Consider the following 7466-nt stretch of genomic DNA (forward strand, 5'->3'; position numbering starts at 1 on the left):
CCCCGTCCACCAGCACCGCGTCCTTCGGCGCTATCGACGTCAGCCCGCTCCCCAGGTTCACCGTGCTGCCGAACACGTCGCCCATCCGCGTCGTCACCGTGCCGAAGGCCATGCCGACCCGCAGCTCGGGCATCGTCTCGTCGTTCGTCATCGTCTCGATGGGTGTACGTGTGGCGGCGTCAGCTGGCGGCCGCCACCGGGCGCGTGGTGCAGGCGGGCGACGACGAGGAGATGGTCGACCGCCGGCTGGCCGTCGGCTTCGCCGACCTGGTCGGCTTCACGCGGCTGACCCGCCGCCTGGAGGAGGAGGAACTCGGCGAACTGGTCGAGGCCTTCGAGACCACCGCCGCCGACCTCGTCGCGGCGCACGGCGGACGGCTCATCAAGACCCTGGGCGACGAGGTCCTCTACGCCGCGGACGACGCCGGGGTCGCGAGCGAGATCGGGCTGCGGCTCATCGAGACGATGACGAACGACGAGACGATGCCCGAGCTGCGGGTCGGCATGGCCTTCGGCACGGTGACGACGCGGATGGGCGACGTCTTCGGCACCACGGTCAACCTGGCGAGCCGGCTGACGTCGATAGCGCCGAAGGACGCGGTGCTGGTGGACGGGGCGTTCGCGGAGGAGCTGATGCGGTCCGGCGACGCCCCGGAGTCGGAGGCGGAGGCCGCGGCCGCGGAGAAGGCCGCGGCGGCGGGGTCGGTTTCCGGGGAGGAGGGCGCTGCCCCGGACTCCGGTTCGGGGGAGGCCGGGACCGAGCCCCCGCCCTCGTACCGCTTCGCGCTCCAGCCGATGTGGCAGCGCCCGGTGCGTGGCCTCGGGGTGGTCGAACCGTGGCTACTGGGCAGGCGGAACTGAGCCCCGGAGCCCCGGGCGTTGGAGCTGGGCCTGGGCGCTGAGCCCGGGTGCCGGAGCTGGGCCAGGGTGTTGGAGCTGGGCCCTGGCGTCGAGGGGGTGAGCCCCCAGTCCTCGGGGCTGCGATCGGACTTCGGGGGGTGCGGCCCGCGCCTTTGGGGGTGCGCCCCGCGCCTTGGGGCTGAGCCCGGGCGGACGCGGCGGCTGAGCTCCGCCCCAGGGATTGCGCCCTCGCGGGGAGGCCCGCCGCGGCCGGTGAGATGATGCCGGGCATCGGGTTCACGACCGTTAACCGGGAGGGTGGCACATGGACGAGCAGCGGTACGGGGAGTGGGTCGCCGTGCGGAGGCACGGCGCGCATGTCGCGGAGCTGGTGCTCGACCGGCCCAAGGCCATGAACGCCGTCTCGACCGCCATGGCGCGGTCGCTCGCGGAGGCGTGCCAGGCGCTGTCCGCGGACCGGTCCGCGCGGGTCGCCGTGGTGACCTCCACCCACGAGCGCTCCTTCTGCGTCGGAGCGGACCTCAAGGAGCGCAACTCCTTCACCGACGCCGAGCTGCTGCGGCAGCGGCCGGTGACCCGCGCCGCCTACACCGGCGTGCTGGAGCTGCCCATGCCCACCATTGCCGCCGTGCACGGCTTCGCCCTGGGCGGCGGCTTCGAGATCGCGCTCTCCTGCGACCTGATCGTGGCCGACCGCACGGCCGTGGTCGGGCTGCCGGAGGTGTCGGTGGGCGTGATCCCCGGCGGCGGCGGTACACAGCTGCTGCCGCGCCGGGTGGGTGTGGCACGCGCCGCCGAGCTGGTGTTCTCCGCACGGCGCGTGGCGGCCGCGGAGGCGCGGGAGCTGGGTCTGGTGGACGTGCTGGTGGACGAGGGCGCGGACACCGGGGAGGCGCTGGCGCTGGCCGGGCGGATCGCGGCGAACTCGCCCGTCGGGCTGCGGGCCGCCAAGCGGGCGATGCGGCTCGGGCACGGCCTCGACCTGCGGGCCGGTCTGGAGGTGGAGGACGCGGCCTGGCGGAGCGTCGCCTTCTCCGGCGACCGGGCCGAGGGCGTCGCTGCCTTCAACGAGAAGCGCACCCCGGACTGGCCGGGGGAGTAGCCGACAAGGGGACAGATAGGAGCTTTGGCGCCGCGCCCGCGCCGGGCCCGGGCGCCGGGCTCTGCGCTCCGCGCTGGGCTCCTGGGCTCCGGGCCGGATTCCGGGGTCCGGGCTGGCCTCTGCGCTCCGCGCTGGCTCTTGGGATCCGGGCCGGGCTCCTGAGTTTCGTGCGGCCTCTGCGCTCCGGGCCGGATTCCTGGGCTCAGGGCCGGACTCCTGCACTTCCGCACCGGACTCTGGGGCTCCGTACCGGACTCCTGGGTGCAGGACCCTCCGGGCCGGTGTCCGGCGCCGGGCCTTGGGCTACCAGGCCGGTGTCCCCGGAGCGGCACGCGGGCGGATGCGGCCGCGCTCGCCCCGCTGACCCCACCTCGACCCCATCACGCGCTCGAACAGGGCGAACGTCGCCAAATGTTCCTACGCTGGGGTGCGAGGTGTCACACGGTGACGGGACGTGAGGTGGCGGTGGCGGGCGACGGCGGTGATGCGCGGCTGCGGGCCGTGGTGGGGCTGGCCCAGGCGATGGCGGCGGCGCAGACTCCGCGCGAGTCCGTGCGCGCGGCCGCCGTGGGCGCGCGGCGCGCCCTGGACGGCAGCTTCGCCGCCGTCTCGGCGTGGGAGCGCGAGCGCGGACGGCTGCGCGTCCTGGTCAACGACGGCGAACTCGCCGAGGGGGAGGAGCGGTTCCCCGAAGACGAGTCGTACCCGGTGCACGAGTTCCCCGAGATCGCCGAGTTCCTGCACGAGCGCTGGGCCGGGGGCGGCGAGCCCGACGCCTGGGTCGAGACACTGGACGGGCCCGGCGCGGGCCGGGCACCCGGCGCGATGCCCGGGGCCTACTGCCACCAGCGGGTGGCCGCCCTGCGGCGGCGCGGGCGCGGCTGCTGCGTGGTCGCGCCGCTCGTGCTGCACGGGCGGGCCTGGGGCGAGCTGTATGTGGCGCGGGCGATGGGGCAACCGGTCTTCGACCGGGACGACGCCGACTTCGCGACCGTACTGGCGGCGGTCATCGCGGCCGGGATCGCCCAGACCGAGCGCCTGGAGGAGGCCCGCCGCCTGGCCTTCACCGATCCGCTGACCGGGCTCGCCAACCGCCGTCTGGTGGACATCCGGCTCGACGAGGCCGTGGACCGCCACGACACGGACGGCACCGTCGTCAGCCTGGTCGTCTGCGACCTCAACGGCCTCAAACGGGTCAACGACTCCCTCGGCCACGCGGTCGGCGACCGCCTCCTGGAGCGCTTCGGCTCGGTCCTCTCGCTGTGCGGCGCGATGCTGCCGGACACCCTGGTCGCCCGCCTCGGAGGTGACGAGTTCTGCCTCCTCGCGGTGGGCCCGCCGGCCGATGCCGTGGTGGAGGCTGCCGGTGAACTCTGCCGCCGGGCGGCCGAGTTGGAGCTGGGCGAGGGCGTGGCGTGCGGAGTCGCCTCGACCGGCGAGCCGATCGGCCCCGTACGCTCCGCCCGCCGCCTGTTCCGCCTGGCGGACGCGGCCCAGTACCGCGCCAAGGCGGCCCGCTCCGACAAGCCCGTCGTGGCCGGTCGCGAGGGCCCCGACGACCCGGTGGTCCGCCTCGCCGAGTCCCCGCCGGAGGGCGGCCCCGACCGCCGCCGCTTCCGCGGCACCCCACCGGGCTAGCTCCCCTCTCGCCCTGAGCCGGGCCCCGCCTCCGACCAGGCCCCGCCTCTGACCGGGCCCCGCCTCCGACTGGGCCCCACCTGCGACCGGGCTCCACCTCCGATTCGGTTCCACCCCTGACTGGGCTCCACTTGCGACCCGGCCTCCCGGTCCGCGACCCGTCCTCCCCGGTCCTCGACCTGGCTCCCTTCGACCTGGCTCCGTTCGGGCCGGCTCGCTCCGACAGTCCCCTCCGGCGGTTCCCTCCGGGCTGGTCTCAGATCTCCAGTGACACCTCGTACTTCCGCAGCCAGGTGTCCAGCGCCAGCACCAACTCGCTGCCGCTGCGCAGCTCGTCACCGGTGGCCGAGGCCGCGGCCTGCTCGACCGCCCGGGTATCCACCAGGTCGCGGACCGGGGAGGCCGGGTCCGCGAGGACCGACCGCAGCTCGGTGCGCAGCGCGGCCGCGTAGCGCGGGTCCTGGGTGCTGGGGTACGGGCTCTTGACCCGGTCCGCGACCACGTCCGGGAGGACGTCCCGTACGGCGGCCCGCAGCAGGGACTTCTCGCGGCCGTCGAAGGTCTTCATCGACCAGGGCGTGTTGAAGACGTACTCGACCAGCCGGTGGTCGCAGAACGGCACCCGCACCTCCAGGCCCGTCGCCATGCTCGCGCGGTCCTTGCGGTCCAGCAGGAGCTGCACGAAGCGGGTGAGGTGCAGGTGGCACACCTCCCGCATCCGCCGCTCCAGCCCCTTCTCGCCCTCCAGGTGCGGCACTTCGGCCAGCGCCTCGCGGTAGCGGGCGTCGCGGTAGCCCGGCAGGTCGATCTTCTCGAGCAGCCCCTGGGCCAGCAGCCCCTCGCGGGAGCCGCCCCGGTCGCCCGCGAAGCCTCTGCCGATCTCGGAGGCCAGCCATGGGAAGGTGTCGGCCCCGACCGACGCCGCGTCGTGGAACCACCGGTACCCGCCGAAGACCTCGTCCGCCGACTCTCCCGACAGCGCCACCGTCGAGTGCTCCCGGATGGCCCGGAACAGCAGGTAGAGGGAGGTGTCCCCCTCACCGAGCCCCACGGGCAGGTCGCGCGCGGCCAGAACGGCGTCCCGGTGGGCCGGGTCCATCAACTGCGCGGTGTCGAGCACGATGTCGGTATGGTCCGCCCCGACGTACTCGGCCAGCGCGTGCGCGTACGGACCGTCGGGCGTGGACCGCAGGGCATCCGCCGTGAAGTTCTCGGTCTGGCCGACGAAGTCCACCGCGAAGGACCGCACCGGCCCCGCGCCGCCCGCGGCCAGGCCGTGGTGGGCGAGCGCCGTGATCGCCGAGGAGTCCAGGCCCCCGGACAGCAGCGTGCACAGCGGCACGTCCGCGATGAGCTGCCGGGAGACGATGTCGTCCAGCAGCTCCCGCACATGGGCCACCGTCGTGGCCGTGTCGTCGGTGTGCTCGCGCGCCTCCAGCGCCCAGTAGCGCTTCACGGTCAGGCCCTGCCGGCGCACCCGCACGACCGTGCCCGGTACGACCTCCCGCATGCCCCGGTAGACCGCGTGGCCCGGCGTCTTGGTGAAGGAGATCAGCTCGGCCAGCCCCTCCGCGTCCACCACGGCCTTCACCGACGGGTGGGCGAGGATCGCCTTCGGTTCCGAGCCGAAGAGCACCCCGTCCGGCGTCGGGTGGTAGTAGAGCGGCTTGATCCCCAACCGGTCGCGCACCAGCAGCAGTTCCTGCTCGCGCGGATCCCACAGCGCGAAGGCGTACATGCCGTTGAGGCGGCTGGTGAACCCCTCGCCCCACTCCAGGTACGCGTGCAGCACCACCTCGGTGTCGCTGCTGGTCCGGAACCGGTGGCCGAGCCCTTCCAACTCGGCCCGCAGCTCGCGGTAGTTGTAGACCTCCCCGCTGTAGGTGGTGACCAGCAGGGTGCGGCCGTCGCGCTCGACCGCCATCGGCTGCCGGCCGCCCTCGATGTCGATGACCGCGAGCCGCCGGTGGCCGAGCCCGACGTGGCCGTCCAGCCACACCCCCTCGGCGTCCGGGCCCCGGCACGCCATGGTCTCGGTCATCGCGGCGAGTGTTCCGCGCTCGCCCTCCAGGTCCCTGTCGTACGCGACCCAACCGGTGATGCCGCACATAAGCCGGTCCTCCTTCCGTCGCTCGCCCCGCCTCCCGCGGCTCGGTCGGGGCGGGCGGGCGACTAGATAGATGCATCTTACATTCATTGCCTAGGGCAACGGCACAATCAGGCCAACGCCTGGTGACATTCGGGGTTTCACTCTCTAGGGTGCCTGAATATGGATATGCACTCTGTGGTGGTGGGGACGTCCGGGATCGCGGCCGAGGACGTCATCGCCGTGGCCCGGGGCGAGGCCCGGATCGAGCTGTCGGACGAGGCTCTGGCGGCCCTTGCCGCGTCCCGCGAGGTCGTCGACGCCCTCGCCGCCAAGCCGGAACCGGTCTATGGTGTCTCGACCGGCTTCGGCGCGCTGGCCGTCCGCCACATCAGCCCGGAGCTGCGCACCCAGCTGCAGCGCAACATCGTCCGCTCGCACGCCGCCGGTATGGGCCCCCGTGTCGAGCGCGAGGTCGTGCGCGCGCTGATGTTCCTCCGGCTGAAGACCGTCTGCTCCGGCCGCACGGGCGTCCGCCCGCTGGTCGCCCAGACCATGGCTGCCATCCTCAACGCGGGCATCACGCCCGTCGTCCACGAGTACGGCTCTCTGGGCTGCTCCGGCGACCTCGCGCCCCTCTCGCACTGCGCCCTGGCCCTCATGGGCGAGGGCGAGGCGGAGGGCCCCGACGGCGTGGTTCGCCCTGCGGGCGAACTCCTCGACGCCCACGGCATCGAGCCCGTCGTCCTCCGCGAGAAGGAGGGCCTCGCGCTGCTCAACGGCACCGACGGGATGCTCGGCATGCTCGTCATGGCCTGTGCGGACCTCGCCCGGCTGTTCACCTCCGCAGACATCACCGCCGCCCTCTCCCTGGAGGCGCTGCTCGGCACCGACAAGGTCCTCGCGCCCGAGCTGCACGCCATCCGCCCGCACCCGGGCCAGGCCGCGAGCGCCGCCAACATGCTCAAGGTGCTGGCCGGTTCGGGCCTCACCGGGCACCACCAGGACGACGAGCCGCGAGTCCAGGACGCCTATTCCGTGCGCTGCGCCCCGCAGGTCGCCGGCGCGGGCCGGGACACCCTCGACCACGCGCGCCTGGTCGCGGAGCGGGAGTTGGCCGCCGCCGTCGACAATCCGGTGGTGCTGCCGGACGGACGGGTGGAGTCCAACGGCAACTTCCACGGTGCGCCGGTCGCCTACGTCCTGGACTTCCTCGCCGTGGCCGCCGCCGACCTCGGCTCCATCGCCGAGCGCCGCACCGACCGGCTGCTCGACAAGAACCGCTCGCACGGCCTGCCGCCCTTCCTGGCCGGCGACCCCGGCGTGGACTCGGGCCTGATGATCGCCCAGTACACCCAGGCCGCCCTGGTCAGCGAGATGAAGCGGCTGGCCGTACCGGCCTCGGTCGACTCGATCCCCTCCTCCGCCATGCAGGAGGACCACGTCTCGATGGGCTGGTCCGCGGCGCGCAAGCTGCGGCACGCCGTCGACAACCTCGGCCGGATCATCGCCGTGGAACTGGTCGCCGCGACCCGCGCGGTCGAGCTGCGGGAAAGGCTCGCCGAGGGCGGTCCGGGCGCCGGGTTCACCCCGGGCCTGGCCCCCGCTCCCGCGACTCAGGCCGTGCTGGCGGCCGTGCGTGAGGCGGGAGTTGAGGGCGCGGGCACCGACCGCTTCCTGGCGCCGGATCTCGCGGCGGCGGAGGGCTTCGTCCGCTCGGGCAGGCTGGTGCGGGCCGCGGAGTCGGTGACGGGCCGACTGGCCTGACGGGGGCGGGGA

At 74.0% G+C, this 7466-nt stretch carries 4 protein-coding genes and 2 pseudogenes; 4 read left to right on the forward strand and 2 right to left on the reverse strand.

Annotated features, from left to right (window positions below; translation table 11 throughout):
* A pseudogene (locus tag AOK16_RS28595) lies at positions 1–160 on the reverse strand (adenylate/guanylate cyclase domain-containing protein); the annotation flags it as partial.
* Between the two features lie 2 nt (positions 161–162).
* Between AOK16_RS28595 and AOK16_RS20655 the strand changes: the two are divergent.
* From AOK16_RS20655 to AOK16_RS20665, 3 genes and pseudogenes are all read left to right on the forward strand, one after another.
* Positions 163–861 (forward strand): annotated as a pseudogene (locus AOK16_RS20655) (adenylate/guanylate cyclase domain-containing protein); the annotation flags it as partial.
* Positions 862–1165: 304 nt separating this feature from the next.
* Positions 1166–1963, forward strand: a complete 798-nt coding sequence (locus AOK16_RS20660) for an enoyl-CoA hydratase/isomerase family protein (protein WP_055473684.1) — start codon at positions 1166–1168, stop codon at positions 1961–1963.
* Between the two features lie 522 nt (positions 1964–2485).
* Positions 2486–3601, forward strand: coding sequence for a GGDEF domain-containing protein (locus AOK16_RS20665; protein ID WP_055473687.1), 1116 nt, complete (start codon positions 2486–2488; stop codon positions 3599–3601).
* A 256-nt stretch (positions 3602–3857) separates the two neighbouring features.
* On the opposite strand, the gene asnB is transcribed toward AOK16_RS20665, so the two are convergent.
* Positions 3858–5711, reverse strand: coding sequence for an asparagine synthase (glutamine-hydrolyzing) (asnB, locus tag AOK16_RS20670; protein WP_055473685.1), 1854 nt, complete (start codon positions 5709–5711; stop codon positions 3858–3860).
* 165 nt (positions 5712–5876) lie between these two features.
* On the opposite strand from asnB, the gene hutH reads away from it, so the two are divergent.
* A complete protein-coding gene (gene hutH, locus AOK16_RS20675; protein WP_055473686.1) occupies positions 5877–7454 on the forward strand; it encodes a histidine ammonia-lyase in 1578 nt (525 codons plus the stop codon).
* Positions 7455–7466 lie beyond the last annotated feature (12 nt).

The organism is Streptomyces pathocidini (assembly GCF_001418495.1).
Lineage (GTDB): Bacteria > Actinomycetota > Actinomycetes > Streptomycetales > Streptomycetaceae > Streptomyces > Streptomyces pathocidini.

Coding starts and splice junctions, on each gene's coding strand:
- AOK16_RS20660 (WP_055473684.1), top strand. CDS start 1,166: ATGGACGAGCAGCGGTACGGGGAGTGGGTCGCCGTGCGGAGGCACGGC.
- AOK16_RS20665 (WP_055473687.1), top strand. CDS start 2,486: ATGGCGGCGGCGCAGACTCCGCGCGAGTCCGTGCGCGCGGCCGCCGTG.
- asnB (WP_055473685.1), bottom strand. CDS start 5,711: ATGTGCGGCATCACCGGTTGGGTCGCGTACGACAGGGACCTGGAGGGC.
- hutH (WP_055473686.1), top strand. CDS start 5,877: ATGCACTCTGTGGTGGTGGGGACGTCCGGGATCGCGGCCGAGGACGTC.